Genomic DNA, 25379 nt, shown 5'->3' with positions numbered 1-25379 from the left:
GCCGTGCAAGGCTTCTACACCACGCCACGGAAGGCGCAAATGCGAAGGCCGAGCCCCGACTTCCGGAGACGCTCTTAAACCGCTTCAGCCAGTTCCGACGCGAGGGCGCGCAGGCGCCAGGCGCGCGGCTGGGCCAGCAACGCTCGAACCACGGCGTTATTGAGGCCGTGACCGGCCAGAACGCCTTCGAAGCGGCCAAGGATGGGCCTGCCCAGCACATAAAGATCGCCGATGGCGTCCAGCGCCTTGTGGCGAACGAACTCGTCCTTGCGGCGCAGGCCTTCAGGATTGAGCACGCGATCACCGTCGATCACGACGGCGTTTTCCATCGAGCCGCCACGGGCCAGACCGATGGCGCGCAGGGCTTCGACGTCGCGCACGAAGCCGAAGGTGCGGCAGTCGGACAGTTCCGAACGGAACGATTCTTCGTCGATCACGAGGTCGACGGCCTGACGGCCGATGGCCTTGCTGGCGAACGCGATCTCGAAGGCGACTTCGAATCGGTCGGCCGGCAGGAGCGCGGCGCGCTTGTCGCCCTCCTCCACCATGATCGGCGCGAGAATCTCGATGTACTGGCGGACGGCTTCCTGCTTGCGGCGGCCGGCGCGGTCCAGGATCTGGACGAAGGGCTCTGACGAGCCGTCCATGATCGGCACTTCCGGGCCGTCCAGCTCGACGACGCAATTGTCGATCGACAGGGCCGCGAGGGCCGCCATCAGGTGTTCGATGGTCGAGACGCGGACGTCGTCGGCGTTGCCGATCACCGTGCCCAGTTGCGTCTGGCAGACCGCCTCGGCGGTGACGGGGACGCGATTGTCACGGTCGTGAACGTCGGTCCGCACGAAGACGATCCCCGCGTCCGGGGCGGCCGGGCGCACGACGACGCGCACGTGCGCGCCCGTGTGCAGACCGATCCCGGCGAAGATCACCGGTCCTGCGACCGTGTGCTGAAAATAACCCGAAGCCGACACCAGAGACCCTTATCGTTGGACGGACGAACCGAAGTCCGCCGTTTTCGCCCCGAGTTAGCATGTAGGAGTGATGCTGCGTCGCGGCAAAGCAAGTCCTGTTTCGGATTGTTACGCCCTAAGCACCTGACTTTATTTCACTTTTATTACGAACGCGCGCGCAACGAAACAGAACGCCGATCAGCGATCTGTGGCCGGTGAATACCCACCAGTCTTGCCCTAGCGGCGGGCGAAAAGCGGGAATAGGCTCCGCCGCCAAAGGCATAACCGCTTCCGGGAAATTCGGTTTCATGATCAAGAGCTTGCGTTTCGCCGCCTCCGCCGCCGCGCTGTCCCTGGCCTTGGTCGGGACGGCCCATGCGCAGACGCCGCCCCCGAAGGCCCCCATGCCGAAGGCCCACGTCTTCACGGCCAAGGACATGGCCAGTCTCGATAGGCTCAGCGACCCGCGCGTCTCGCCGGACGGGCGCTACGTGCTCTATTCGGTGCGGACCATGGACTATCCGGCCAACAAGGCCTCGATGTCCCTCTGGATCGCCGACCTGAAGACCAAGATGGCGCCGCGCCGGCTGAAGATCTCGGACGGCGGCGCCAGCAGCGGCCGTTGGAGCGCCGACGGCAAGTCGATCTACTTATCGTCCAGCCGCGCCGGTGGGACCGAGCAAGTGTTCAAGACCGACGCCACAGGCGAGACGGCGACCCAGGTCACGGCGACGCCGTTCGACGTGCAGGCCTACAAGGTCGCGCCGGACGGCAAGACGATCGTCGTGGCGCTGGCCGTGTTCCCCGACTGCGCCGACTTCGCCTGCACCGAGGCGCGCCTGGCCGCCAAGACGGCGACCAAGGCCACCGGCGTCGTCTATGATCGGCTCTTCGTTCGCCACTGGGATACGTGGGCCGACGGCGCCCGCAACCACCTGTTCGCCTACGCCTTGGATGGCCAGGGCGTGGCCACCGGTCAGCCGATCGACCTGATGAAGGGCTTCGACGGCGACACGCCGACCAAGCCCTATGGCGGCGACGAGGACTTCACGATCAGCTTCGACAGCAAGAGCGTGATCTTCTCCGCAAAGGTGGCGGGCAAGGACGAGGCCTGGACCACCAACTACGACATGTGGGGCGTCCCGCTGGACGGCTCGGCCAAGCCGGTCAACTACACCGCCGACAACAAGGCCTGGGACACCACCGGGATCGCTTCGCCGGACGGCAAGCTGATCGCCTATCGCGCCATGAAGCGCCCCGGCTTCGAGGCCGACCGCTTCGCGATCATGATCTATGACGAGACAACCCAGAAGCTGCGTGAACTGGCCCCGACCTGGGACCGCTCGGCCGACGCCATCGCCTGGAGCCGCGACGGCAAGACGATCTACGCCACGGCCCTGGATGTGGGCCAAGGCAAGCTGTTCGCGATCGACGTGAAGAGCGGCAAGGTCACGGCGCTGACCGGCGAAGGCCACGTCAGCGCCTTCGACGTCGGCCCCAGCGGCCTCGTCTACGCCTCGGACTCGCTGAAGAGCCCCTCGGAGTTGTTCGTGCTCCCGGCCAAGGGCCCGGTGGTGAAGGTGGCCAGCGTGTCCAGCGACGCTCTGAAGGACGTCGCCTGGGGCGAGCCCGAACAGTTCAACTTCAAGGGCTGGAACGACGAGACCGTGCACGGCTTCGTCCTCAAACCCGCCAACTTCGATCCGGCCAAGAAGTACCCGGTCGCCTTCCTGATCCACGGCGGTCCGCAAGGCTCGTTCAGCAACAGCTGGTCCTATCGCTGGAACCCGCAGGTCTACGCCAACGCCGGCTACGCCGTGGTGATGATCGATTTCCATGGCTCGACCGGCTACGGCCAGGCCTTCACCGACGCGATCAGCCAGCACTGGGGCGACCGTCCTCTGGAGGATCTGCAGAAGGGCTGGGCCTTCGCGACCCAGAAGTACTCGTTCCTGGACGCCGACCGCGCCTGCGCCCTGGGCGCCTCGTACGGCGGCTACATGGTCAACTGGATCGCCGGCAACTGGAACGCGCCGTGGAAGTGCCTCGTCAATCACGACGGCGTCTTCGACACCCGCGCCATGGGCTATTCGACCGAGGAGCTGTGGTTCACCGAGTGGGAGAATGGCGGAACGCCCTGGCAGCCCGGCACGACCTACGAGACCTTCAACCCCGCTCTGCACGTCGACAAGTGGGTCAAGCCGCAGCTCGTGGTCCAGGGTCAGCTCGACTACCGCATCCCTGTCGAGCAGGGCCTGGCGACGTTCAGCGCCCTGCAGCGCAAGGGTGTGCCCAGCAAGCTGCTGTACTTCCCGAACGAGAACCACTGGGTGCTGAAGGCCCAGAACTCGGTGCAGTGGCACAAGGAAGTGCTGGACTGGCTGGACCAGTGGACGGGCAACACGCGGCCGGGCCGCTAAAACTTATCCGACCTCCCCGGCGAACGCTGGGGCCCAGATGCCAAAGCGCCCGCGATCCGGAAGGTCGCGGGCGTCCTTGCATGAACCTCAAAGCCATACGATCTGGGCCCCGGCATTTGCCGGAGAGATCGGGAGAGGCCCTAAAGCCGCCCCGTCGCCACCGCGAAGGTCAGTCGCGCCTTCTTCTCGAGCTCGCCCATCTCGCGTCCCGACACGTAAGGCCGAGCCAGGGCCGCCGGGGCCACGGCTGGGAACGCCGCCACCGGCAGTCCCCTCACCTCTCCCCGAGCGGCTTTCAGTTGCGCCTCGACGCGTTGCTTCACATCCGCCTGCGTCCAGCTTTCCGGCAGGCGCGAGCGCCCCGCCGACTTCAGCCGCCAAAGTCCCGCCAGGCCCCAGGCGCGCGCCGCACCCTTGACCGCGTGCGGGTTGGCGCTCGGATCGAGACGGCGCGCGGCCAGGACCGCCAGTGCGCCCGCCGTGCCGTCGACATAGGCCATCACCGCCGCCTCGTCCTTCAACGGCCCCTCGTCGAGATCGATGAAGCGCGCCTCGGACAAGGCGGCCAGGGCGTTGGGATCTAAGCCCGACGCGGCCAGGGCCTCGACATTCGGATGCTTGCGGGGCGCCTTGCCGGCCGCGACCTCCTCCATGGCCTCGCGCCACCAAGTCAGACGAATCTCGCCCATCAGGGCGTTGGAGACGCCGCCAGCCACGCGGGCCAGCTCGTAGTTCAGGCCATAAAGCGCGATCACGTCGGCCCGCGCGGCCGGGTCGGCGATAAAGCGGGTCGTCAGCCAGCGGTCCGGATCGACGCGGCGGACCAGGTCGTCGAGGGTTTCAGTGTCGGCCATGAGCTCAAAAGAAAAGGGCCCGTCGAGTTGACGGGCCCTCCCCTTACAGCGTGTCGCCGTCGGCGTCAGCCGAACAGCGTCTGGTTCATCGCCATGGTCGCCAGCATCGGGATGCTGAGCAGGGTGTTGGTGCGCGAGAACAGCATGGCGGTCTTGGCGGCCTTGGCCTTGGCGTCCGCGTCGGCCTCGACCAGGCCCAGGGCGATCTTCTGGTTCGGCCAGATGAAGACCCAGACGTTGAGGAACATCACCGTGGCCAGCCACATGCCGGTACCGATGAAGGTGAAGCCCATGTCCGCGCCGGGCGTGTAGCCGCCGGCCAGGCCCAAGCTGAAGGCTTCCAGCAGGTAGCCGCGGCTATAGGCCAGGATCACGCCCATGACCCAGGTGGCCAGAGCGGCCCAGCGGAACCAGAACAGGGCCTCGGGCGCGATGTACTTGCTGACCGCCGGCTTCAGCTCGGCCGGGATCTGCGGCATCACGCGGATCTGCACGAAGTTGAAGTAGTACAGCAGTCCGATCCACAGGATGCCGAACAGCACGTGCAGCCAGCGGAAGATGGCTTGGAAATAGACCAGGCCGTGCCCCTGTGGGCTGTGGCCGTAGCCAATGACGATCACCAGGGCCAGCACGAAGCTGACGATGATGGTGTTGCGGAAGTTGGAAAGCAGTCCAGACATCGGTTTCCCCCTCGGATCCCTTTTCCTTGGAGGGGGACCATAGGGGTGTTTTCGGAGTCGGGCAAAGCCGGCATATCGCCGGTCTTCGAGCGTGTCAGACCGCGATCAGCGCCGCCGCCAGTCGCCGGCCCTCGCTGGCCAGCACGTTGTAGGTGCGGGCGGCCGCCTCGGTGCTCATGAACTCGAGGCCGATCCCAGCGGCCTTGAGGGCGTCGCGGACGGGCCGCGGCGGCAGGGCGTTCACAAGGCCCGTCCCCAGCAGCACGAACTCAACCGCGCCGCCGGCGGCGAAAACCTCGGCGAACGACTCGGGAGTCAGGTCCGCCAGGGCGGTCGCGGCCCAGTCGCGCGCCTGATCGTCGAGGATCAGCAGCGAGCCGGGCCGCCAGACGCCGGAGACCCGAAAGCCGCCGCCGCCCCAGGCGTCGATGGACGGCGGTTGCCGCATCAGGGGCGCGAGGCCGCGCCGAACTTGACCGGCGTGGCGTCGTCGTCGTTGCGCTTGACGCCCCACACCAGGATCAGCGGCAGGGCGATGTAGATCGACGAATAGGTGCCGATGATGATGCCGAACACCATGGTGAAGACCAGCGGGAACAGCACCGGACCGCCGAACACCATCGTGCCGCCCAGGGCCAGCAGGGCCGTGGTGCCGGTGATGATCGTCCGCGACAGACGCTCGTTCTCCGACAGGTCGATGATGTCGCGCAGCGGGGTGGTCTTGTACTTGCGCAGGTTCTCTTTCAGGCGGTCGAAGGTGATGACCTTCTCGTTCATCGAATAGCCGATGACCGTCAGCAGGGCCGCGATTTCGGTCATCGAAAACTCGATGCCGACCACCGACAACAGGCCCAGGGTCAGGACGATGTCGTGGATCACCGCGACCACCGCGCCCGTGCCGTAGGACAGGCCGAAGCGGAACCAGATGTAGCCCAGCGTCAGCAGCAGGGCGACGCCCAGGGCCTTGAAGCCGGACATCAGCAGCTCGCCCGAGACCTTGGCGCCCACTTCCGAGCGGCTGGTCACCTTCAAGTCGGGGAAGCGCTTGACCAGCTCGCGCTCGACATTGGCCGAGGCGGCGCTGGGGGCTTGCCCCTCGGCCGGCAAGAACTTGACCATGGCCGAGTTCGGCTGGCTGGCGAAGCCCTGGACCTGGGCGTCGTGGACGCCGATCTGGTTCATGGCCGAGCGCAGGTCAGCCAGGGGCACCGGCCGCGACATGGCGATTTCCAGGGCGTTGCCGCCCTTGAAGTCGATGCCGAGGTTCAGGCCTTGCACGAACAGCGAGGCGACCGAACCGACGATCAGGATCGCCGAGAACACGGCCGCAACCGGGGCCCAGCGCACGAAGCGGAACTTGGTGGCGCGGGGGATGTAGCGAATGAGGGGCCAACGCATTGGTCGGATCTCCTATGCGATCGGCAGCTTCTTCGGCTTGGCGGTCTTGAACCACCAGCCGATGAGCACTTGGGTGATGAAGATGGCGGTGAACAGCGAGGTGAACACGCCGATCACCAGGGTCCAGGCGAAGCCCTTCACCGGGCCCGAGCCGAAGCTGAACATGATCAGGCCCGAGATCAGGCTGGTGATGTTGGCGTCCAGGATCGAGGTCAGGGCCAGCTTGTAGCCGTGGTCGGCCGCGGCCATGGGCGTTCGCCCGGCGTTGGCCTCGTCGCGCATCCGCTCGTAGATCAGCACGTTGGCGTCGACGGCCACGGCCAGGGTCAGGATCAGACCGGCGATGCCCGGGAAGGTCAGGGTCGCCTGGGTCATCGACATGATGCCGACGATCAGGAGCACGTTGACCACCAGGGCGATGGCCGCGAAGCCGCCGAACAGGCCATAGGCCAGGATCACGAACACGAACATCGACACCGCGCCGATGGCCAGCGAGATCGAACCGGCCTTGACGGCGTCGGCGCCGAGCTCGGCGGTCACGGTGCGCTGGTCCTCGACGTTCAGCGGCGCGGGCAGAGCGCCCGAACGCAGCAGCAGCGACAGTTCGTTGGCGCTCTGGACGGTGAAGTTGCCGGTGATGATGCCGCTGCCGCCGGTGATGGCGCTTTGGATCGTCGGCGCGGACAAGACCTTGTCGTCCAGCACGATCGCGAAACGCTTGCCGATGTTCCGGCCGGTCATTTCGCCAAACTTGCGCCCACCCGAGGCGTTGAAGGTGAGCTGAACGACAGGATTGCCGCTCTGCGGATCGAATTGCTGCTGAGCGTTCGTCAGCTCTTCGCCCGACACAATGGCACGCTTCTTGACCACGTAGTACGGCGCGTACTGGTCGCCCGGCAGAACTTCCGAGCCTGGCGGGATCCGGCCGGCCTGCATGTCTTCCGGCGTCACCGTCTCGTCGACCATCTGGAAGGTCAGCTTGGCCGTCTTGCCGATGATGGCCCGCAGCTTCTCGGGATCGCTCTCGCCAGGGGCCTGGATCATGATCCGGTTTTCGCCCTGGCGGTTGATCGAGGGCTCCTTGGTGCCCAGGCTGTCGATCCGGCGACGGATCGTCTCGATCGACTGGTCGACCGCCTTCACCGCGTCGGCCTTGATCGCTTCCGGCACGAAGCGGACTTCGATGCGGTTGTCGCCCTTGCCCGAAACCGAGACGTCCTTGCCACCGATCGCGCCGGCCAGCGGCGCGCCGAGATTCTTGCGCAGCAAGTTCAGGGCGTCGTTGTAGCGGGCGGGATCGCCGATCCGGACGCTGATGATCTCGCCCTGCTGGTTCAGCTCGCCGAACGGGATCTGCTCGCTCCGCAGCTGGGTGCGGGTGTCTTCCATCAGGTTCGACAGCCGCTCGCGGTGCAGCGCCTCGGTGTCGACCTCATAGAGAAGATAGGAACCGCCTTGCAGGTCGAGGCCGAGGTTCAGCTTCTGGTGCGGCAGCCACGCGGGCATGGCGTCCAACGTCTTCTGCGGAAGGACGTTGGGCAGGGAGAACAGAATCCCGAAGACCACCGACAGGGTGACGGCGATGATCTTCCAGCGGGAGAGGGTCAGCATGGATCAGCAGCTTTCAGGCGACGTCGCGGGCGACGCCTCGAGACAGGGTGGGTTCGCCTTAGTTCTTGGCGTCGTTGGCGGCGGCCGGCTCGCCCTTGGCGCGGACTTCCGTGATCATGCCCTTGACGACCTTCACGGTGACGCCTTGGGCGATCTCGACGCCGACTTCCTTGTCTTCGACACGCACGATCTTGCCCAGCACGCCCGACGACAGGACGACGCTGTCGCCGCGCTTCAGGTTGGCGAGCATGGTCTGATGCTCCTTAGCGCGCTTCTGCTGCGGACGGATCAGCATGAAGTAGAACAGCACGACCATCAGAAGGATCGGGGCGAGCTGCAGGATTTGAGCGTTCAGGCTGTTCATGGAGACTCCAAAAAATCCAATGAGGCGCGCCGCCTTACATAGGGTCGCGCCAAGTCGGCGGAAGCTATGCGTTCGCCTTCCCTTTTGCAATGCGAGCGAGCGAGGGTATGGAACGGCGCATGACCGACGCGCTCCCCACGCTATTTGGGCCCCTGCTAGCCCGCATCGCCGACGCCTTGGAGCGCCTGGCTCCGCCGCCGCCGGCCACGCCGGATTTCTCGGGCGCGCGTCTGTTTCGGCACGAGCCCGTCTCGGGCGCCTTCGCCCCCGCGCCGGACTATCCGCTGGCGCTGGACCTGCTGGTCGGCATCGATCGGCAGAAGGCGCGCTTCGTGGAGAATCTGCGCCGCTTCGCCGTCGGCCTGCCCTGCAACCACGTGCTGCTCTGGGGCGTGCGTGGCACCGGCAAGAGCTCGGTGACCAAGGCCGCCTTCATGGCTATGGCCGACAGCTATCCGGACCTGAAGCTGGTCGAGGTGGATCGTGACGAGGTCGCGGCGTTGCCGCCCCTCTTTGATCTGCTGCGCGCCAGGGCCGAGCGCTTCGTCGTCCTGTGCGACGATCTCTCGTTCGAAGACGGCGCGGCCGCGGCCAAGGCGCTGAAGTCGGCGCTGGAAGGCGGCGTCTCGGGCCCGCCCGAGAACGTGCTGTTCGTGGCCACCTCCAACCGCCGCCACCTGATGCCGCGCGACCACGTCGAAAGCCAGGGCGCGATCGCGGCGGCCGAGAACGCCGAGGAGGAGATGAGCGTCTCCGACCGGTTCGGCCTGTGGATCGGTTTCCCGCCGATGGACCAGGACACCTATCTGGCCGCCATCCACGCCTATGCCGAGCGCTTTGGCCTGGAAGCGCCCGATCTCGATCGCCGCGCCCTGCAGTGGTCGACCCAGCGCGGCGGCCGCTCGGGCCGGGTGGCCTGGCAGTTCGTGCGCGACCTGGCGGGCGAGTTGGGCGTCAAGCTGCCGGGCTAGAAGAAAAATCCTCTCCTCAAGGGAGAGGTGTCGGCGAAGTCGACGGAGAGGGAAGAAGCAGGCTCATCAGCACCTCCCCTCCGGTCGCTTCACGACCACCTCCCCCGCTAGGGGGAGGATGGAGCCTTAACGCGGCAGCAGCAGCCCCGGATCGACGGGCTTGGCCTTGTCCTTGACCGTCGGCGCGTAGCGCATCTCGAAGTGCAGCTGGGGCTCGTTGACCCCGCCGGTGGCGCCGACCGCACCGATCTGCTCGCCCCGCCTCACCTGCTGGCGCATCTTCACGGTGGTGCTGGAGAGGTGCGCGTAGGCCGTGACCCAGCCGTCGGCGTGCTTGACCAGCACGAGGTTGCCGAAGGTCGGCACCTGGTTGCCGGCGTAGGCGATCTCGCCGTCGGCGGCGGCCAGCACCGGCGTTCCCTGCGGCGCCCGGATGTTCAGGCCGTCGTTGCGCTGGCCCGTGCCCTTCACGCCGAAGTCGGAGATGACTTCGCCGCGCAGCGGCCAGTCGAACTTGCCTTTGCCGGAGGCGATGATCTCGGCCTCGGTCGGGGCGGCGCTGCTCTCGATGATCGGACGCGACGAGGCGGGCGGCGGGCTCACCGGTTGGGCGGCGACCGGCGCGCTCGGGCGCGGATAGCTGGGCGTGTACGGAACCGGCGCGGATGGCGTCGAGGGGGCGGGAGTCGGCGTCTCGACCCGGGCGTAGGTGTTCGACGGCTCGGCTGGGGCCGGCCTCGCAACCGTCGTCGTGGTCTTCAGCGGGCCCTTGTCCCGGAAGCCGTCCGGCAGACGGATCTTCTGGCCCTTCTTGATCGTGGCGGTGGCGCGCAGGCCGTTCTCGGCGGCCAGGGCCCGGGCGGTGACGCCGAAGCGCTTGCCGATCTCGGCCAGCGTATCGCCGGACTGGGCGACATAGGCCTTCTGCTCGCTGGCCGGGCCCTTGATCTTCTGGCCCAGACGCAGGGTCTGACCCTTCTTGATGTTGTTGTCCTCGGCCAGATCGTTGACGTTGACGTCGAACTTCTTGGCGATCGAGGTCAGGGTGTCGCCCGACTTCACGGTGTGAACCTGGCGCTTGCCCGCGACCTCGACCACGGCGCCCGTGACGCTGAGCGAGGTCGTGCTGACGGTGGTCGGCTCGGCGGCCGGCTGGCGCGAAGGCCGCGACGACACGCTGGAGCGGGTCGGGGCCGGGGCGGCCTCCTCCTCGGCGACAGCCGTCTCCGGCGCGGCGGTTCCCGGGACGACCGATGTCGTCTTGACCGGGCCCTTGTCCTTGTAGCCGTCGGGCAGCAGCAGCCGCTGGCCCTTGCGGATCGAGGCGCCGGTCGACAGGTCGTTCTCCTCGGCCAGGGCCGAGGCGGTGATGGTGAAGCGCTTGGCGATCGCGAACATCGTGTCGCCCGTCTGGACGACATAGGCCTTCTGCTCGCTGGCGGGGCCGTTGATCTTCTGGCCCAGACGCAGGGTCTGACCCTTCTTGATGGCGTTGTCCTTGGCCAGGTCGTTGACGTTCACGCCGAACTTCTTGGCGATCGAGGTCAGGGTGTCGCCCGACTTCACCACATGGACCTGCGGCTTGCCGTCGACCTCGACCACGGGCCCCGTCACCGAGGTGGTCACGACGGTCCTGGGCGGAACGGAGCGCAGGGTCGGCTGCGGCGCCGCGCGGGCTGGCGCGGGCGGCGGCAGCTCTGACTGGGTCACCGGCGCCAGCGGCTGGGACTGGACCGGAGCCGGTGCGGTGGCCACCGTCGGCGCGGTCGCCACGGCGTCGGACTCGGCGCCCGCCTCGGGCGCGGTGGCCTGAGGGGCGGCGCCTTGCGACGCTGAGGACGGCGGCTGAGTGATGGGGAAATTCGGCGTGGGCATCCGCGTCGCGGACGCGGGGGCCTGTCCCTCACGCGTCGAATATTGCGGGGCGGTCGCACAAGCGGAGAGCGTTCCAGCCGACAGGGCGATCACCGCCGCTTGCGTCCACAACTGCCTCATGACGTCTCCTTTCCCGTCGGGCCTTCACAAGGCGCCGCCAGGGTGAATCAAGTCTTAACACCAAGGCCGCCGGACCACGCCCGACGCCCCAAACTCACTGGTCCTTGGCGACGCCGGCCAGCAGCGGCACGAACCGCACGTCGCAAAGGATTTCGACCCGGAAGCCCCCCTTGCCGTCGCCCGCGTAGCGGCGAAGGCTCTGGACTGGCCCCTTCCCCACCGGCGCGACCAGCACGCCGTTAGGTTTCAGCTGCGAAAGCAGCCTCTTGGGATCATCTTCGGCCGCAGCCGTGACCATAATGCGGTCGAACGGCGCCTGTTCGGCCCATCCCTCGCCGCCATCGCCGAACTTGGTGATGACATTGGTCAAACCAAGCTTCTGGAAGCGGCCCTCCGCTTCCTTCATCAGCGTCCGATAGCGCTCGATCGTATAGACGAGGCGCGAGACCTTGCTGAGGATCGTCGTCTGGTAGCCCGAGCCGGTGCCGATCTCCAACACGCGCGCGCGCGGCTCGACCGTCAGGGCTTGGGTCATCAGCCCGACGATGAACGGCTGGCTGATCGTCTGGCCGCAGGCGATCGGCAGGGCCGAGTCCTCCCAGGACCGGTCCTTGAACAGGTCCGGCGTGAAGAGGTCGCGCGGCGTGGTCTCGATGGCCTTCAGCACCTGGGGATCGGTCACCCCCTGGTCGCGCAGGGCCTGCATCAGGCGCGGCAGATCGGCCTTGGCGTTCTCCGCCGCCTTGGTCGTCCGTCCGCTCATTCGCCCCCCCGGGAGGGATCGGAAGACGTCTTAAGCTTGGGCGGCGCGCCCCCCAGCAAGCTCTTCAGCTTGTGGACGCTCTCATGGTGCGTCAGATCGATGTGCAGCGGCGTGACCGAGATCTTGCCCTCATAAACCGCTCTCAGGTCGGTGCCTTCGGCCGGCTCCGAGGCCTTGGCCGAAAAGCCCATCCAGTAATAGTCGCGGCCGCGCAGGTCCGTGCGCTTTTCCATGTTGCGCAACAGGCCGTCGCGGAAGCCCTGGCGGGTCACCTCGACCGCTGCGACCTTCTCGGGCGGCAAGGCGGGGAAGTTGACGTTCATGACGACGTCGGCGGGCCAGCCCACCTCCAGCAGGCGTTGGACGATCCCCGGACCGAAATGCTCGGCCGTCTCCCAGTGGGCGACGACCTCGTCGTGGAAGAAGTTCATGGTCTGGGACAGGGCGATCGACCGGATGCCGTGGGCCATGCCCTCGATCGCGCCGGCCACCGTGCCCGACAGGGTGACGTCCTCGGCCAGGTTCTGACCGCGATTGACGCCCGACAGCACCAGGTCCGGCGCGGGGCCGTCGATCAGTTGCTGCACGGCCATCATCACACAGTCGGTCGGCGTGCCCTCGACGGCGAAGCGCCGGTCGTCCAGCTTCCGCACGCGGATCGGGTCCGAGAGCGTCAGGGCGCGGCTGGCGCCCGACTGCTCGTACTCGGGCGCGCAGATCCAGACGTCGTCGCTGAGCGCCCGCGCGATCGTCTCGAGCGCCTTCAGGCCCGGGGCGTGGATGCCGTCGTCGTTGGTGAGGAGGATCCTCACGCCGCGCCCCCGATATGCGTGATCCCGCCCATATAGGGCTGCAGCACGGCCGGGATGTGGATGCGACCGCCCTCGTCCTGGTAGTTCTCGAGCACCGCCACCAGAGTCCGTCCGACGGCCAGGCCCGAGCCGTTCAGGGTGTGCACGAAGTGGCCGCCCTTTTCGCCGGTCTTGCGATAGCGGGCCTCCATGCGGCGGGCCTGGAATTCACCGCAGTTCGAGCACGAGCTGATCTCGCGGTACATGTCCTGAGACGGCAGCCAGACCTCGAGGTCGTAGGTCTTCCGGGCGCCAAAGCCCATATCGCCGGTGCACAGCAGCATGGTGCGGAACGGCAGCTCCAGCTTCTTCAGCACGGTCTCGGCGCATTCGACCATGCGCTGGTGCTCGGCTTCGGACTGGTCCGGCGTGGTGATCGAAACGAGCTCGACCTTGTAGAACTGGTGCTGGCGGATCATGCCGCGCGTGTCGCGACCGGCCGAGCCGGCCTCGGCGCGGAAAGACGGCGTCAGGGCCGTCAGGCGCATCGGCAGCTCTTCCTCGGCGACGAGCTGCTCGCGGACGATGTTGGTGAGGGAGACTTCGGCGGTGGGGATCAGCCAGCGACGAGAGTGCTTCAGTACAAGCTCCCGAATACCGCGAAGCTCATTTTGCTCAGCTATTTGAGAAGCGAGAGAGGAGCCCTCAGCGACCGGTTGGTGCTGATCGAGATATGCGAGCGCTTCTGTGACGCCTCGCTCAACCTCTGTCACGTTCCCAGTGAAGAAGAGATCGTCTTCGAACTTGGGCAGTTGCCCGGTCCCGAACAGAGCCTCATCGCGCACCAGCAGCGGCGGGCTGATTTCCGTGTAGCCATGCTCGACCGTCTGCAGGTCCAGCATGAACTGGCCGATCGCGCGCTCCAGGCGGGCGATCTCCTTCTTGAGCACCACGAAGCGCGCGCCGCTCATGCGGGCCGCGGCCTCGAAGTCCATGCCGCCGAGGGCCGCGCCCAGGTCGACGTGGTCCTTGGGCTTGTTCAGCTTGCCGGCCGGCAGCTTGGCGGCGTCGCCCCAGCGGCGCTGCTCGACATTGCCGGCTTCATCTTCGCCGACCGGAACCTCGGGCGCGGGGATGTTGGGCAGGCTGGCCAGCAGGTCCTTCAGCTTGCCGCCCACCAGCGCCTCTTCTTCGGAGGCGGTGGCCATGACGCCCTTCAGCGTCTCGACCTCGGCCATCAGGCGCTGGGCCTCGGCCTCGTCCTTCTTGGCCTTGGCCATGCCGATCAGCTTGGAGCTCTCGTTGCGCTTGGCCTGGGCTTCTTGCAGAGCCGTCTGCGCCGCGCGCAGCTGGGCGTCGAGCTTCACGGCCTCGGCGGCCGCGCCTGAACGTCCCTTGGCCGACCACTGGCGGTCGAAGGCTTTGGGGTTGTCGCGGATGGCCTTGATGTCGTGCATCGAACGCAAGCTCGGAAGAGGCGGTGGGAAACGCCCTCTCTAAGGCGCGTCGGCGGGGGCGCCAAGCGCCGCGACGCCCCAATGGGTCAAGACGGCGCGCGCCCGGAAAGCGCGGAGCGTCGGAATGGGTGCGACAGCGCGCCGCACCCAATTCCTACCTGTTAACGAGAATTAAGCGCCCTTCCACACCCCGACTTAAGGGCGATCGCCGAAAAGCCGCGACCAATTCAGTACGCGTTTTTGACCTTTACGGCCCTCCCCGGCCTTCTCGATCATTCAGAGGATTTTTGAACCATGAAGACCTTCGCCGCTTTCGCCGCCCTCGCCATCGCCGCCGCTGTCGCCGCTCCGGCCGGCGCCGCCACCAACGAAGTCCGCGTCTCGATCGCCAACAAGAACTCGGTGCAGATCGAAACCGAAATCAAGACCGCCGCGACCACCGTCTGCTCGACCGTCGCCAAGACCCAGATCGATGACTGCGTCGACGGCGCGATCATGAGCGCTCACCGTCAACTGGCCTCGATCCTGCGCGCTCGCGAAGGCGGCAAGACCCAAGTCGCTCAAAGCGTCTCGGTCGTCCGCATCTCGCTGAAGGGCAAGACCGCGGATCAAGTCCACGCCGAAATCCGCACCGCCGCCCAGACGGTTTGCAAGGCTCAGCAGAACTTCAGCGTCGTGACCTACCAAGCCTGCGTGACCGACACGGTCCGCGCGGCCAAGGCCCAGCTGCAAGCCCGCGTCGGCGCCGCCGCCTAAGGCTTTCGCCTCGTCGAAACAAAGAAGGGCTCCGCGATCCGCGGAGCCCTTTTTCGTGTCTCTTAGTCCGTCAGACCCGCTTCTTCGTCTTCCCGCTTCCGCCGACGCTCGATCAGCCACACGCACCAGATCGAGACCTCGTAAAGCAGGCACAACGGCACGGCCAAGGTGATCTGGCTGATGGGGTCCGGCGGCGTGACGATGGCGGCCAGGACGAAGACGGCGACGATGGCGTACCGGCGACCGGTCCGCAGCATCTTGGAATCGATCAGTCCGGCCAACCCGCCCAGCGACAGCACGACCGGCAGCTGGAAGCTGAGCCCGAACGCCAGAAGCAAGGTGGTGACCAGCGTCAGATATTCGGAGACGCGCGTCTGCAGCACGACCTTCACGCCGTCGCCGACGATCTGCTGGCTCAGCGAGAACCACAGCACGAACGGCAGCATGATGTAGTAGACCAGCGACGCGCCGATCAGGAACAGGACCGGCGAGGCGACCAGGAAGGGCAGGAACGCGTTGCGTTCCTTCTTATAGAGACCGGGCGCCACGAACCGGTAGAGCTGCCAGGCGATGATCGGGAACGCCAGAATGATGGCGCCGAACGCCGACAGCTTGATGTTGGTGAAGAACTGCTCCAGCGGCGCGGTCGCCTGCAGGGTGATCCCCGCCATGGCGCTGGCCGGAACCGACTTCAGACCAACCAGGGCCAGCAACAGGTCGAAAGACCCATGCTTGCCGCCGGCGTCTTCCATGGCCTTGAGGCCCTCGGCGACGGTGAACGGTCGGACCAGGAACAGGAAGATCGGCTTCACGAAGGCGAAGCACACGCCGAACGCCACCGCGATCGAGGCCACGCAGATGATCAGCCGCATGCGCAGCTCGATCAGGTGATCCAGCAGGGGCGCGCGCGACGCTTCGATCTCGTCGTCGGTGTCGTATCCAAGCGCCTTGTCGTTCACGAGACGATGTCCGTAGCTTTGGAGCCGCCGGCCTTGGCCGAGCGCTTACGCGGCGCGGGCGTTGCTTTGGGAGCCTCTACGGTGAGGTCCTTCTTGGCGGCCGCCCGCTTGCGCGGGGACTTCGCCGGTTCGACGATCGCCGGCTCGGCGACCGCCTTCTTGCGCGGGGCGCGCTTGGGTTTCTCGACGATCTCGGCGGTCGGCGGCGGCAGGATGGAATTGTCGGCCGGCGCCGCGGGATCATGCGCCTGCGCGCCAGCGTACGGGTGCATCTGCGCCGCGCCGCTGCTCAGAGAGGCGTCGATGTCGGCGAACACCTGGTCGGCGCCGCCCTCGCGGACCGCGTCGGCGGCCGCCTGCACAGGGTTCGAGAACTGGCCGGAGCGCATCGCCTGAACCTCGCGGCGCAGCTCGTCGAGCTCGGACTGGCGCGCCATCTCGTCGAAGCTCGCGCGGAACTCCGAGGCCATGCCCCGCATCTTGCCGACGAACTGGCCGAGCTTTCGCAGCAGCGCGGGCAGGTCCTTGGGACCGACCACGATCAAGGCGACGGCGGCGATGACGAGAAGTTCTGTGCCGCCGATATCAGGAAGCATGGACGCGCCTTAGAGCGGCGGGGTCTTGAGACCCCCCGGGAAGTGTGGACCAAAACGCGCGGAGACCGTCCCCGCGCGCCTCAAACCTTACGACTTGCGAAGCTCTTCCGCCTCGGCCTCGGTGCGCGGCAGGGCGCCCTTGGCCTTGTTGTCGGCGACTTCGCTGCTGGTGTCGTCCTTCAGGCCATCCTTGAACGCCCGGATGCCCTTGGCCGCATCGCCCATGATGCCCGACAGCTTGCCGCGGCCGCCGAACAGCAGCAGCACCACGACGGCGACGATGATCCAGTGGATAGGACCGAAGCTTCCCATAACCTAGACTCCTTGCGACAGCGCCAGATAGCCGCTGCGACGCGTCGTTACAACATGCCCTGGAATATAGGCGTTCGCGGGGCCGGCCACCATCGTTCGCCCCGGCGGCGGGGGTCTAGGGGCAAAAGGGCAAATTCTGCTCGGTCAACATGACCAACCGGCGGGTCCCCGCTTGAGGCCATACGCCGCAAGCCTTTGAAATCCATGACATCGAGCCGCTGGCGCGCTTCTTGCCAAGATGTCGCACCCTCATTGCGGGAGCGTCCGTCTTGTCGATTTCCTCGATCGGTTCCTCGTCGCCCTACGCCTATGCCGGCGTCAGCGCGTCCACGTCCTCGCCCATCGGCGAGCCGTCGGCCAAGGACGAGTTCCTGAAGTTCCAGTCCAAGTCCCCCGCCGAGAAGATGCGGGCCATGATGCTGGCCAAGCTCGGCGTCACCGAGGAGCAGCTGAAGGCGATGCCCCCGGAAGAGCGGAAGAAGATCGAGGACAAGCTCAAGGACATGGTCAAGCAGCAGGTCCAGAACGACATCGGCAAGAAGGGCCAGACGGGCCTGGTCGCCGACATCCTCGCCTAGCGAAGGACCTTAGCCGTCGGCCTTTTCCGGCTCGCCCAGAAAGTCCTGGGCGAACTCCGGTGTCTCGCCGTCGTCCAGATCCAGCGGATCCTCTTCGTCGCCGGCCGGGCGCAGGCCCAGCGGATCCGGCACGTTGAAGCCCGGCGGCAGATTCATCTCCAGCAGGCCCGCCGCCTTCATCTCGGCGATGCCCGGCAGGTCGGCCAGAGTGGCCAGCCCATAGTGCTCCAGGAACGCGTCGGTGGTGCCGAAGGTCACCGGCCGGCCCGGCGTGCGACGACGTCCCCGCATCCGGATCAGGCCCAGCTCCAGCAAGACGTCCAACGTGCCGCGACTGGCCTGGACCCCGCGCACCGCTTCGATCTCGGCGCGGGTGACGGGCTGGTGATAGGCGACGATGGCCAGGGTCTCCTGGGCGGCCTTCGACAGGCGGCGCGGCTCCTCGCGCTCCTCCGTCATCAGGAAGGCCAGGTCGTGGGCCGTCTGGAAGCGCCAGCGCCCGGCCACCTCGACCAGCTCGATCCCCCTGCCCGCATAACGCGCCCGCAGGCCCGCGATCCCGGCGGCGATGTCCGCGCCCTCCGGCAGGCGCTTGGCCAGGTCGACGTCGCTCAGCGGCTCGGCCGCCGCGAACAGCAGCGCCTCGATGCAGCGCTCCACGAAGAGAGGATCCAGCTCGGTGGTCATTCGGCGATTTGCAGCGGCTCGGACCGCGTGCGCAAGTAGATGTCCTCGAACGCGTCCAACTGGCGGGCCTCCAGCACGCCCTCCTTCACCAGCTCCAGCGAGGCCGAAAGGGTCGAGGCCAGGTACGACGCCGGCGTTGGCCCGTCGTCGTCCTCGAGCGCCTGTTCGATCGGCGCGACGGACGACAGGACCGTCCAGTCCTCCATCTTCGGCAGCAGGCTCCGCAGACGATCGCGGGCGTCTTCCAGCGGATAGGCGGTCGGCGGCCGCGGGGCGTAGTGGCGGCTGTGCTCGCGCTTGCGCTGCTCGATATAGGCGCTCATCAGGCCGTAGAGGTCGCCCTCCAGCCGCGTCGAGGAGACGATCTTCACCGCCTCGGGGTCGCCGCGCATGAAGACGTCCTGGCGTAGGATCGGCCGCTCCTTGAGGGCCTCGACGGCCTTGCGCATGACGTCCAGCTTGGCCAGGCGGAAGGCCAGTTGCGCGGCCATCTCCTCGGCCGGCGGCTCTTCGGCCTTCGGCTGTTCGGGCTTGGGCAGCAGCAGGCGGGATTTCAGATAGGCCAGCCAGGCGGCCATCACGAGGTAGTCGGCCGCCAGGGCGAAGCGAACGCGGCGGGCCTGCTGCACGAAGGCCAGGTACTGCTCGGCCAGACGCGTGATCGACAGCTGCAACAGGTCGACCTTCTGGCTGCGCGCGAGCGCCAAAAGGACGTGCAGAGGACCTTCGTAGCCGTCGATGTCGATGACGAGCGCGGCGCCGTCTTCGGCCGCCTCCTGGGCGGCCTCGAAGTCGAATGTGGGCTGGAAGCCCGTGCTCAAGCGTACTTTCCGTCAAACGCCGCATCAAAGCGGGCGCGGGCCTCGGCGACGTCGAAAGGCTCGGGAACCTTGACCAGCCGGTTCATGACCGCCTGGGCCCGGCGGCGCGCCTCCTTGGACATCTTGCCGACGCCCGACATCACGGCCTTCATCTCGGCCATGTCGCCGTTGCAGTGCAGGACGACGTCGCAGCCCGCGGAAAGGCTGTCCTTGGCGCGCTGCTTGAAGTCGCCGGAGAGCGCCTTCATCGACAGGTCATCGCTCATCAGAAGCCCGTCGAAGCCGATGGAGTCGCGGATGATCTTCTTGATGGCCTTCTTCGAGGTGGTCGCCGGGTTCTTGCGGTCGATCGCCGTGTAGACGACGTGGGCCGTCATCGCCATCGGCATGTCGGACAGCACCCGGAACGGCGCGAAGTCGCGGGCGTCCAGCTCGTCCAGCTTGGCCTTAACGACCGGCAGCTCCAGGTGGCTGTCGGCCATCGCGCGGCCGTGGCCGGGGATGTGCTTGATGATCGGCAGGACGCCGCCGGCCAGCAGACCCTCGGCCGCCGCGCGGCCCAGCGTCGCCACCTGCTCGGGCGTGTCGCCATAGGCGCGGTCGCCGATGATCTCGTGGCCTTGCGGGTCCGGCACGTCCAGCACCGGCACGCAGTCGACGTTGACGCCCAGCGAATGCAGGTCGTGGGCGATCAGGCGGGCGCCGAGGCGCGTGATCTCCCGCGCGACCAGCGGGTCGTTGGCGACCAGCTCGCCATAGGCGCGGCCGGGCGGATAGGTCCGCCAGTGCGGCGGCTGCAGGCGGGCGACGCGGCCGCCCTCCTGGTCGATCAGGATCGGCGCGTCAGGCCGGCCGACCGTTTCGCGCAGGGCGGCCGTGAGGGCGCGCACCTGGTTGGGGTCGGCGATGTTGCGCTTGAAGAGGATGAAGCCCCAGGGCTTCACGTCCCTGAAGAAGGCGGCCTCCTCAGCCGTCAACGTGGTCCCGGCGCAGCCGAGGATGGCGGCGGAAGAGGCGCCCATCAGCAGGCTCATTTGACGAAGCAGGACTTGCCCGAGGCGGCGATCGCCTCGCAGAAGGCCTTGGCGGCTTCACGGTTCGGGAAGCCGGTGACCGAGGTGCGGTAGAGGGTGGTTCCGTTCTTGTCGACGGTCTCGACCTTCTTGCCCTTTCCGGCGGCGAGGCCCGGGGCCAGGCGCACGGCGTCCGTCCAGGCCTTGTCGGCCAGGGCCGGCGAGGACAGCGCGCCGATCTGCACGGAAGCGGGACCGGTGGCGGTCGCGACCGGCTTGGGCGCGGCGGCGGTCGGCGCGGCGGCGACGGGCTTGGGCGCCGGCGTGGCGGCGGCGACCTGGACTGGCTTCGGCGCGGGCTTGGGCGCCACCGCGTCGGTGGCCAAGGACTCGATGGTCGGCGCGGCGGCCGGCTTGGACGGCGGCAAGGCGGCGGACTGCACCGGCGCGGTGTTCAGCGGAACGGCGGGACGCGGCTGCGGCGTCTCGGGCGGGGCCGCGAAGGTCGCCGACGGTTGCGCTTCATCGCTCTGATAGATCTGAAGCCCGGCGGCCGGATCCTGCGGCTGGCTGTTGGCCGGCGGCGGCGCCTTCATCTCGGCGACCTGCGACCCCACGGCGGGCGGCGGTTCGTTGGGATTGCGAATGCCGCCGCGATAGACAAGCGCCACGCCGACAACGAGCGTGACCAGCACCACCGCGCTGATGATCAGGGTCATGGGCAGCGGGCGGGCGCCGCGCACGGGCTGACGCGCGTCGAACGACAGAGGCGCGTCGGTGGGCGGCGTGTAGGCCCCGCGGTGCGGATCGGACATCTTAAGCTAAGCTCCAAAAACTCGGGGCGCGGATCGAAAGCCTCGAATCGGCCGCGCCGGCCTTAGGTTACCCCAAGGCCGCGCCGTCTCAGAAGCATTCGCGCCGCTCAGTTGCGGGTCGAGCCGAGCTCGTCCTAGCCGCTTCGCCCCGGCGATCGGAAGCCTAGTTCCAGACGTCGAGATGAAACAGCTTGCGGTGCTCTTCTATCGCGAAACGGTCGGTCATGCCCGCGATGTAGTCGCACACCACGCGCGCCCTGCCCGCTTCGTCGCGGTTCTGCGACTTGGCGAACCAGTAGGTCGGAAGGACCTCCGGCTCCTTGAGGAATAGCGCGAACATTTCGCCGAGAATACGGCGGGCCTGGCTGCGCGTGCGATTGACGCGCCAGTGGCGATACATGCGCTCGTAGAGGAACGAGCGCAGGCGGGCCAGGTCCTCGGCCATGTCCGGCGAGAAGGCGACCAGGGCGTGGTCCAATCCCCGCACGTCGTCGGCCGACTGTACGCCGGTGGCCGCGGCGCGCTGCAGGGTCTCGCCCATCACGTCGTCGATCATGGCGCCGATCATGCGGCGGATGGCCTCCAGATGGGTCAGGCGCGGGTCGAGATCCGGCCGCTCGCTCTTCACCGCGAATAGGATCGGGCCGATCAGCGGCACGTCCATCAGTTCGTCCAGCGTGAACAGGCCCGCGGTCACGCCGTCGTCGACGTCGTGGTTGTTGTAGGCGATGTCGTCGGCCAGGGCCGCGACCTGGGCCTCGGCCGAGGCCCAGCTGTCCAGGCCCAGCTCGTACTCGTTGTCGTACTTGGATATCGCCTTCCAGGACGGCTTGCCCAGCTTATTGGTGACAGGGCCGTTATGCTTGATGATCCCTTCCAGGGTCTCCCAGGTCAGGTTCAGGCCGAGAAAGTCCGGATAGCGGTGCTCCAGCTCGGTCACGACCCGGAAGGTCTGGACGTTGTGGTCGAAGCCGCCGTACTCGCGCATCTGGATCTCGAGCTCGTCCTCGCCGGCGTGGCCGAACGGCGGATGGCCCAGGTCATGGCCCAGAGCGATGGTCTCGGCCAGATCGCTGTCCAGGCCCAAAGCCGTCGCCAGCGAACGCGCCACCTGCGCGACTTCCAGCGAATGGGTCAGGCGGGTGCGGAAGTTGTCACCCTCGTGCGCCACGAAAACCTGGGTCTTTTCCTTCAGGCGACGGAAGGCCGAGGTATGGATGATGCGGTCGCGATCGCGCGCGAACGGGGTCCGGGTGCGGCTCTCGTCTTCCTGGAAGCGACGGCCCTTCGACTTGAACGGATCTTCGGCGTAGGGCGCGCGCGGGACGAAGTACGGGACCTGAGACATAAACCGCCTTTATCGCGTTGGTCGATTTGGCCCCTTTCGAAGAGGCCGCGACACCCTCATATAGGGCGAAGGTGACTTTTCCACAGCCATGACCCAAACAGACTTAACGCTTTCCGAAAACGCCGCTCGCCGGATCAAGGCCATCGCCGCCAGCGAGGGACGCACGCTCATGCTGCGCGTCGCGGTGGACGGCGGCGGCTGCTCGGGCTTCCAGTACCGCTTCGACCTGGTCGACTCCGTCGAGGACGACGATCTGAAGATCGAGCGCGACGGCGCCGCGGCGCTGGTGGATGTCGTCTCCCTGGCCCTGCTGAAGGGCTCGGAGATCGATTTCGTCGACGAGCTGGCCGGCGCGGAGTTCCGGGTCCGCAACCCGAACGCCAAGTCCAGCTGCGGCTGCGGCGTCAGCTTCTCGATCTAGCGCCACGCGGCGCCTTGAGCCGCTCAGCCTTGGGCCCTAGCTTCCCGGCTCAAGTCTGGAGTCCTCGATGCGCATCGCCACCTGGAACGTCAATTCGGTCAACGCCCGCCTGGAGCGTGTGCTCGGCTGGTTCGAGGCCGAGGCGCCCGACGTCGCGGTGCTGCAGGAGATCAAGTGCGTCGACGAGAAGTTCCCCGCCGAGGCCTTCGAGCGCCTGGGCTACAACGTCGTCGTCCACGGCCAGAAGACCTATAACGGCGTCGCCCTGCTCTCGAAACACCCGGTCGAGGACGTCCGCAAAGGCCTGCCTTTCCTGTCCGAGGACGAGGTCGACGAGCAGGCCCGCTATGTCGAGGCGGTGATCGGCGCGCAGACGCCCTTTCGGGTGGTCGGCATCTACCTGCCCAACGGCAATCCGATCGGGACCGAGAAGTTCGACTACAAGCTTGCCTGGATGCGTCGCCTGCACGCTCACGCTCAAAACCTGCTGGCCTTCGAGGAGAACCTCGTCATCGCCGGCGACTACAATGTCATTCCCGAAGCCCAGGACGTGGCCAACCCCGAAGCCTGGCTGGGCGACGCCCTGTTCCGCCCCGAAAGCCGCGCCGCCTTCCGCGCCCTGAAGAACCTGGGCCTGACCGACGCCTACATGCAGACCGACGGCGCGCCGGGCGGCTACACCTTCTGGGACTATCAGGCCGGCGCCTGGCAGCGGAATCTCGGCATCCGCATCGACCACCTGCTGCTGTCGCCCCAGGCCGCCGATCGCCTGGAGAACGTGGTGATTCACCGCGACGAGCGGGACAAGGAAAAGCCCTCCGACCACGTCCCGGTCGTCGGTCACTTCCGCGTCTGATGCGACGGCCTGCCCCTCTGGGCGGGAATCGCAAGCGCCGCTAGTCTGCCGCCCATGAGCGAACTCGCGCGTCTTTTGCTGTTCGTGGCCATCGCCGGCACGGCGGTGACGTTTATGGGCAGCTTCGCCATCTGGTACGGCGACGAGGATCGGCGGATTCGCCGGGCTCTGCGCAACGTGCTCAAGAGCGAGCCCGAAGGCGTCATCGTGGCGCGAGGGCGCGGCCGCGGCGCGGGTTTCTCCTTTTCCACCAACCTGTTGGCCGTCGCCTGGGATCGTGGCGGCTGGTGCCTGGTCTATCGGCTTGAAGAGCTGACCGGCGCGGAGCTGCTGGTCGACAACCAGGTGATGGGGCGCGTCTTCCGGGGCGAAGGCCGCCGCGCGATCGACCACATGTCGCCCCAGGCCGAGACCGTCACTCTGCGGCTGGTTTTCGACGACCCGCGCCATCCGGACTTCACCCTGGACCTCTGGGCGCCGGGCGATGAACAGCGCCGCGAGAGCCGCTCTTCGTCGGAGCTGGTCCAGGAAGCCAACCGTTGGCTCGCCCGCTGCGAGGCGATCGTCCGTCGTCCGCTGCCGCCCCGCCCCGAGAAAGCCGCGCCGGCGACGGTCGCGGCGCCGCCCCCGCCGCCTCCGCCGCCCCGGCAAGCCTCGCCGACAAGACCTGTCGCGCCGCCGCCCCAGCCGGTCGATGACGATCCGTACGAGAACGACCCGTACGAGGACGACGAGACGACGTTCGATCCGCCCCCGGCCTCCGCGCCCGTCGCGTCGCCGACATCGCGCCACTCGACCTTCGATCAGGTGGCGCGCCCGGCCGCCGCGCCGTCGCGGTCAGTCGAGCCGGACATGTTCGACGATCCGCCCTGGGACGACGACCCGCCCGCGTCGCTCCCCCAGCCAGAGCCGGCCTACAAGCCCGTCTCCAAGGCCAAGCGCGAAACACCCAGCGACCAGAACGAGCTGCCGTTCGACCTCGACGACTGAACGTCGGGCGGCGAGCCTTAGACCCCGACGGCCTGCTCGACCGCCAACGCGAGATCCAGCGCCCGAGCGGCTTCCGCGCCCGTCACCACGGGCCTCGGCGCCTCGCCGCGCACGGCGGCCAGGAAGCCGGCCACCGACAGGCCCAACGGGTCCTTGCCGGCCGGCGTCTCGGTGAAGTTCTCGATCAGCGGGTACGGCGTGGTGTTGCGGAAGGCGCGCGTCAGGAAGTCGATCTCGACCTCGCCCGACGGATAGACGACCTTCATGGTCCGCTCGCGCGCCTCGGCGACGCGGGAACTGTCGAAGACCGCGGTGAAGCCGTTGTCGAAGGTCGCCTCGGTCTTGACCCAGTCCAACGAGGTCGAGCGGGTGATCGCCCCCTCGCCTTCCACCGCCACGGGCTCGCCGTCGCAGAGCGCCAGGGCCAGGTCGATGTCGTGGATCATCAGGTCCAGCACCACCGAGACGTCGAGATTTCGGTCCGAGGGCGTGCCGCGACGCACGGCTTCCAGGCGCAGCGGCTGTTCGGGGATGTCCAGCAGGCCCATGGCCTGGAATACGACCCGCTCCTGGTGCCCGCAGGCCAGCGGCACGCCGGCCTTGGCGGCCGCGGCGACCATCTTGTCGGCGTCCTCGGGCGTCACGGCCAGGGGCTTCTCCGAATAGACCGGCTTGCCCGCCTTCAGCGCCGCCAGCGCCGCGCCCGCGTGATGCACGGCTGGCGTCGCGACGGTCACCACGTCGACGGCCGCCAGGAAGGCGTCCATGTCGTCGAAGGCCAGCGCGCCGAGCGGTTCGGCGAGAGCCTTGGCTCGCGCCAGATCGACGTCGAACACGGCCGCCAGAACCACGTCCGGCAGCTCGACATATTTCTTGGCGTGATAGCCGCCGAACACCCCGGCGCCGATGACGCCCGCTTTCAGAGTCTGGGTCATGGCGCGCTGTCTACTCCGCTTCGCGACGGCATAGAAGC

At 67.4% G+C, this 25379-nt stretch carries 27 protein-coding genes; 7 read left to right on the top strand and 20 right to left on the bottom strand.

All coding sequences use genetic code 11. The features are described from left to right. Positions 1-74: 74 nt before the first annotated feature. Positions 75-971 carry a UDP-3-O-acyl-N-acetylglucosamine deacetylase gene (lpxC, locus tag CSEG_RS07230; protein WP_013078599.1) on the bottom strand — a complete coding sequence of 299 codons (897 nt, stop codon included), beginning with the start codon at positions 969-971 and terminating at the stop codon, positions 75-77. Between the two features lie 287 nt (positions 972-1258). On the opposite strand from lpxC, the gene CSEG_RS07225 reads away from it, so the two are divergent. Next, positions 1259-3370 (top strand): alpha/beta hydrolase family protein, encoded by a 2112-nt coding sequence (locus CSEG_RS07225; RefSeq protein WP_013078598.1) that lies wholly within the window; start codon positions 1259-1261, stop codon positions 3368-3370. Positions 3371-3510: 140 nt separating this feature from the next. On the opposite strand, the gene CSEG_RS07220 is transcribed toward CSEG_RS07225, so the two are convergent. From CSEG_RS07220 to yajC, 6 genes are all read right to left on the bottom strand, one after another. Then, entirely contained in the window at positions 3511-4224 is a 714-nt protein-coding gene (locus CSEG_RS07220; RefSeq protein ID WP_013078597.1) for a squalene/phytoene synthase family protein, read from the bottom strand. A 65-nt stretch (positions 4225-4289) separates the two neighbouring features. Then, a complete protein-coding gene (locus tag CSEG_RS07215) occupies positions 4290-4904 on the bottom strand; it encodes a urate hydroxylase PuuD (RefSeq protein WP_013078596.1) in 615 nt (204 codons plus the stop codon). A gap of 94 nt (positions 4905-4998) precedes the next feature. After that, a complete protein-coding gene (locus CSEG_RS07210) occupies positions 4999-5352 on the bottom strand; it encodes an Mth938-like domain-containing protein (protein WP_013078595.1) in 354 nt (117 codons plus the stop codon). Then, entirely contained in the window at positions 5352-6302 is a 951-nt protein-coding gene (gene secF / locus CSEG_RS07205; protein WP_013078594.1) for a protein translocase subunit SecF, read from the bottom strand. The genes CSEG_RS07210 and secF overlap by 1 nt, the downstream gene beginning before the upstream one ends. Positions 6303-6314: 12 nt before the next feature. Then, on the bottom strand, positions 6315-7913 hold the full coding sequence (secD, locus tag CSEG_RS07200) for a protein translocase subunit SecD (RefSeq protein WP_013078593.1): 1599 nt from the start codon (positions 7911-7913) through the stop codon (positions 6315-6317). 58 nt (positions 7914-7971) lie between these two features. Next, a complete protein-coding gene (gene yajC / locus CSEG_RS07195; RefSeq protein ID WP_013078592.1) occupies positions 7972-8277 on the bottom strand; it encodes a preprotein translocase subunit YajC in 306 nt (101 codons plus the stop codon). Positions 8278-8396: 119 nt separating this feature from the next. Here yajC and CSEG_RS07190 point away from each other — a divergent pair, with 119 nt between their 5' ends. After that, a complete protein-coding gene (locus CSEG_RS07190) occupies positions 8397-9248 on the top strand; it encodes an ATP-binding protein (RefSeq protein ID WP_013078591.1) in 852 nt (283 codons plus the stop codon). 126 nt (positions 9249-9374) lie between these two features. Here CSEG_RS07190 and dipM read toward each other — a convergent pair whose 3' ends face one another. The 4 genes from dipM to serS form a co-directional block, all read right to left on the bottom strand. After that, positions 9375-11243, bottom strand: coding sequence for a cell division endopeptidase DipM (gene dipM, locus CSEG_RS07185; RefSeq protein ID WP_013078590.1), 1869 nt, complete (start codon positions 11241-11243; stop codon positions 9375-9377). Positions 11244-11337: 94 nt separating this feature from the next. After that, positions 11338-12006 carry a protein-L-isoaspartate(D-aspartate) O-methyltransferase gene (locus CSEG_RS07180; protein WP_013078589.1) on the bottom strand — a complete coding sequence of 223 codons (669 nt, stop codon included), beginning with the start codon at positions 12004-12006 and terminating at the stop codon, positions 11338-11340. After that, complete coding sequence (surE, locus tag CSEG_RS07175) at positions 12003-12818, bottom strand: 5'/3'-nucleotidase SurE (protein ID WP_013078588.1); 816 nt, start codon at positions 12816-12818, stop codon at positions 12003-12005. The genes CSEG_RS07180 and surE overlap by 4 nt, the downstream gene beginning before the upstream one ends. Next, positions 12815-14254, bottom strand: a complete 1440-nt coding sequence (serS, locus tag CSEG_RS07170) for a serine--tRNA ligase (RefSeq protein ID WP_013078587.1) — start codon at positions 14252-14254, stop codon at positions 12815-12817. The genes surE and serS overlap by 4 nt, the downstream gene beginning before the upstream one ends. 294 nt (positions 14255-14548) lie before the next feature. On the opposite strand from serS, the gene CSEG_RS21505 reads away from it, so the two are divergent. After that, positions 14549-15010 (top strand): hypothetical protein, encoded by a 462-nt coding sequence (locus CSEG_RS21505; protein ID WP_013078586.1) that lies wholly within the window; start codon positions 14549-14551, stop codon positions 15008-15010. 62 nt (positions 15011-15072) lie between these two features. On the opposite strand, the gene tatC is transcribed toward CSEG_RS21505, so the two are convergent. From tatC to tatA, 3 genes are all read right to left on the bottom strand, one after another. Further along, a complete protein-coding gene (gene tatC / locus CSEG_RS07160; RefSeq protein WP_013078585.1) occupies positions 15073-15969 on the bottom strand; it encodes a twin-arginine translocase subunit TatC in 897 nt (298 codons plus the stop codon). Further along, positions 15966-16565: a Sec-independent protein translocase protein TatB gene (gene tatB, locus CSEG_RS07155; RefSeq protein ID WP_013078584.1), complete on the bottom strand. Its 600-nt coding sequence runs from the start codon at positions 16563-16565 to the stop codon at positions 15966-15968. Before tatB ends, tatC begins: the two co-directional genes overlap by 4 nt. An 87-nt stretch (positions 16566-16652) precedes the next feature. Beyond that, positions 16653-16877, bottom strand: coding sequence for a twin-arginine translocase TatA/TatE family subunit (gene tatA, locus CSEG_RS07150; protein WP_013078583.1), 225 nt, complete (start codon positions 16875-16877; stop codon positions 16653-16655). 269 nt (positions 16878-17146) lie between these two features. Between tatA and CSEG_RS07145 the strand changes: the two genes are divergently transcribed. After that, positions 17147-17455 carry a hypothetical protein gene (locus CSEG_RS07145; protein ID WP_013078582.1) on the top strand — a complete coding sequence of 103 codons (309 nt, stop codon included), beginning with the start codon at positions 17147-17149 and terminating at the stop codon, positions 17453-17455. A gap of 9 nt (positions 17456-17464) precedes the next feature. Here the strand turns inward: CSEG_RS07145 and scpB are convergent, their stop codons facing one another. The 5 genes from scpB to CSEG_RS07120 all read right to left on the bottom strand — a co-directional run bounded on the left by scpB (position 17465) and on the right by CSEG_RS07120 (position 22139). Then, the gene (gene scpB / locus CSEG_RS07140; RefSeq protein WP_013078581.1) at positions 17465-18142 is read right to left on the bottom strand and encodes an SMC-Scp complex subunit ScpB; all 678 of its coding nucleotides are present in this window, start codon (positions 18140-18142) and stop codon (positions 17465-17467) included. Then, positions 18139-18963, bottom strand: a complete 825-nt coding sequence (locus tag CSEG_RS07135) for a segregation and condensation protein A (protein ID WP_013078580.1) — start codon at positions 18961-18963, stop codon at positions 18139-18141. The genes scpB and CSEG_RS07135 overlap by 4 nt, the downstream gene beginning before the upstream one ends. Further along, positions 18960-19997: a beta-N-acetylhexosaminidase gene (nagZ, locus tag CSEG_RS07130; protein WP_167535118.1), complete on the bottom strand. Its 1038-nt coding sequence runs from the start codon at positions 19995-19997 to the stop codon at positions 18960-18962. The genes CSEG_RS07135 and nagZ overlap by 4 nt, the downstream gene beginning before the upstream one ends. Further along, positions 19994-20791: a cell division protein FtsN gene (ftsN, locus tag CSEG_RS07125; protein ID WP_013078578.1), complete on the bottom strand. Its 798-nt coding sequence runs from the start codon at positions 20789-20791 to the stop codon at positions 19994-19996. The genes nagZ and ftsN overlap by 4 nt, the downstream gene beginning before the upstream one ends. 163 nt (positions 20792-20954) lie before the next feature. Then, positions 20955-22139, bottom strand: a complete 1185-nt coding sequence (locus CSEG_RS07120; protein WP_013078577.1) for a deoxyguanosinetriphosphate triphosphohydrolase — start codon at positions 22137-22139, stop codon at positions 20955-20957. A gap of 88 nt (positions 22140-22227) precedes the next feature. On the opposite strand from CSEG_RS07120, the gene erpA reads away from it, so the two are divergent. The 3 genes from erpA (at position 22228) to CSEG_RS07105 (ending at position 24406) form a co-directional block, all read left to right on the top strand. Further along, positions 22228-22560 (top strand): iron-sulfur cluster insertion protein ErpA, encoded by a 333-nt coding sequence (gene erpA, locus CSEG_RS07115; RefSeq protein WP_013078576.1) that lies wholly within the window; start codon positions 22228-22230, stop codon positions 22558-22560. A 67-nt stretch (positions 22561-22627) separates the two neighbouring features. After that, a complete protein-coding gene (gene xth / locus CSEG_RS07110) occupies positions 22628-23416 on the top strand; it encodes an exodeoxyribonuclease III (protein WP_013078575.1) in 789 nt (262 codons plus the stop codon). A gap of 54 nt (positions 23417-23470) precedes the next feature. Continuing rightward, a complete protein-coding gene (locus CSEG_RS07105; protein WP_013078574.1) occupies positions 23471-24406 on the top strand; it encodes a hypothetical protein in 936 nt (311 codons plus the stop codon). Between the two features lie 17 nt (positions 24407-24423). On the opposite strand, the gene CSEG_RS07100 is transcribed toward CSEG_RS07105, so the two are convergent. Further along, positions 24424-25341 (bottom strand): Gfo/Idh/MocA family protein, encoded by a 918-nt coding sequence (locus CSEG_RS07100; RefSeq protein WP_013078573.1) that lies wholly within the window; start codon positions 25339-25341, stop codon positions 24424-24426. Positions 25342-25379 lie beyond the last annotated feature (38 nt).

Source organism: Caulobacter segnis ATCC 21756 (assembly GCF_000092285.1).
In the GTDB taxonomy this organism is placed as follows: domain Bacteria; phylum Pseudomonadota; class Alphaproteobacteria; order Caulobacterales; family Caulobacteraceae; genus Caulobacter; species Caulobacter segnis.
The sequence above is the reverse complement of the archived record's forward strand: the minus strand, read 5'-3'. Positions and strand labels throughout refer to the sequence as shown.

Bases quoted from the DNA above. Each gene is read 5' to 3' on its own strand.
- CSEG_RS07190 (WP_013078591.1), top strand. From the start codon at position 8,397: ATGACCGACGCGCTCCCCACGCTATTTGGGCCCCTGCTAGCCCGCATC.
- CSEG_RS21505 (WP_013078586.1), top strand. From the start codon at position 14,549: ATGAAGACCTTCGCCGCTTTCGCCGCCCTCGCCATCGCCGCCGCTGTC.
- CSEG_RS07105 (WP_013078574.1), top strand. From the start codon at position 23,471: ATGAGCGAACTCGCGCGTCTTTTGCTGTTCGTGGCCATCGCCGGCACG.
- scpB (WP_013078581.1), bottom strand. From the start codon at position 18,142: ATGACCACCGAGCTGGATCCTCTCTTCGTGGAGCGCTGCATCGAGGCG.
- ftsN (WP_013078578.1), bottom strand. From the start codon at position 20,791: ATGTCCGATCCGCACCGCGGGGCCTACACGCCGCCCACCGACGCGCCT.
- secF (WP_013078594.1), bottom strand. From the start codon at position 6,302: ATGCGTTGGCCCCTCATTCGCTACATCCCCCGCGCCACCAAGTTCCGC.
- CSEG_RS07220 (WP_013078597.1), bottom strand. From the start codon at position 4,224: ATGGCCGACACTGAAACCCTCGACGACCTGGTCCGCCGCGTCGATCCG.
- nagZ (WP_167535118.1), bottom strand. From the start codon at position 19,997: ATGAGCCTGCTGATGGGCGCCTCTTCCGCCGCCATCCTCGGCTGCGCC.
- tatB (WP_013078584.1), bottom strand. From the start codon at position 16,565: ATGCTTCCTGATATCGGCGGCACAGAACTTCTCGTCATCGCCGCCGTC.
- CSEG_RS07180 (WP_013078589.1), bottom strand. From the start codon at position 12,006: ATGAGCGGACGGACGACCAAGGCGGCGGAGAACGCCAAGGCCGATCTG.
- CSEG_RS07120 (WP_013078577.1), bottom strand. From the start codon at position 22,139: ATGTCTCAGGTCCCGTACTTCGTCCCGCGCGCGCCCTACGCCGAAGAT.
- erpA (WP_013078576.1), top strand. From the start codon at position 22,228: ATGACCCAAACAGACTTAACGCTTTCCGAAAACGCCGCTCGCCGGATC.
- CSEG_RS07225 (WP_013078598.1), top strand. From the start codon at position 1,259: ATGATCAAGAGCTTGCGTTTCGCCGCCTCCGCCGCCGCGCTGTCCCTG.
- secD (WP_013078593.1), bottom strand. From the start codon at position 7,913: ATGCTGACCCTCTCCCGCTGGAAGATCATCGCCGTCACCCTGTCGGTG.
- tatA (WP_013078583.1), bottom strand. From the start codon at position 16,877: ATGGGAAGCTTCGGTCCTATCCACTGGATCATCGTCGCCGTCGTGGTG.
- xth (WP_013078575.1), top strand. From the start codon at position 22,628: ATGCGCATCGCCACCTGGAACGTCAATTCGGTCAACGCCCGCCTGGAG.
- yajC (WP_013078592.1), bottom strand. From the start codon at position 8,277: ATGAACAGCCTGAACGCTCAAATCCTGCAGCTCGCCCCGATCCTTCTG.
- serS (WP_013078587.1), bottom strand. From the start codon at position 14,254: ATGCACGACATCAAGGCCATCCGCGACAACCCCAAAGCCTTCGACCGC.
- dipM (WP_013078590.1), bottom strand. From the start codon at position 11,243: ATGAGGCAGTTGTGGACGCAAGCGGCGGTGATCGCCCTGTCGGCTGGA.
- CSEG_RS07215 (WP_013078596.1), bottom strand. From the start codon at position 4,904: ATGTCTGGACTGCTTTCCAACTTCCGCAACACCATCATCGTCAGCTTC.
- CSEG_RS07100 (WP_013078573.1), bottom strand. From the start codon at position 25,341: ATGACCCAGACTCTGAAAGCGGGCGTCATCGGCGCCGGGGTGTTCGGC.
- CSEG_RS07210 (WP_013078595.1), bottom strand. From the start codon at position 5,352: ATGCGGCAACCGCCGTCCATCGACGCCTGGGGCGGCGGCGGCTTTCGG.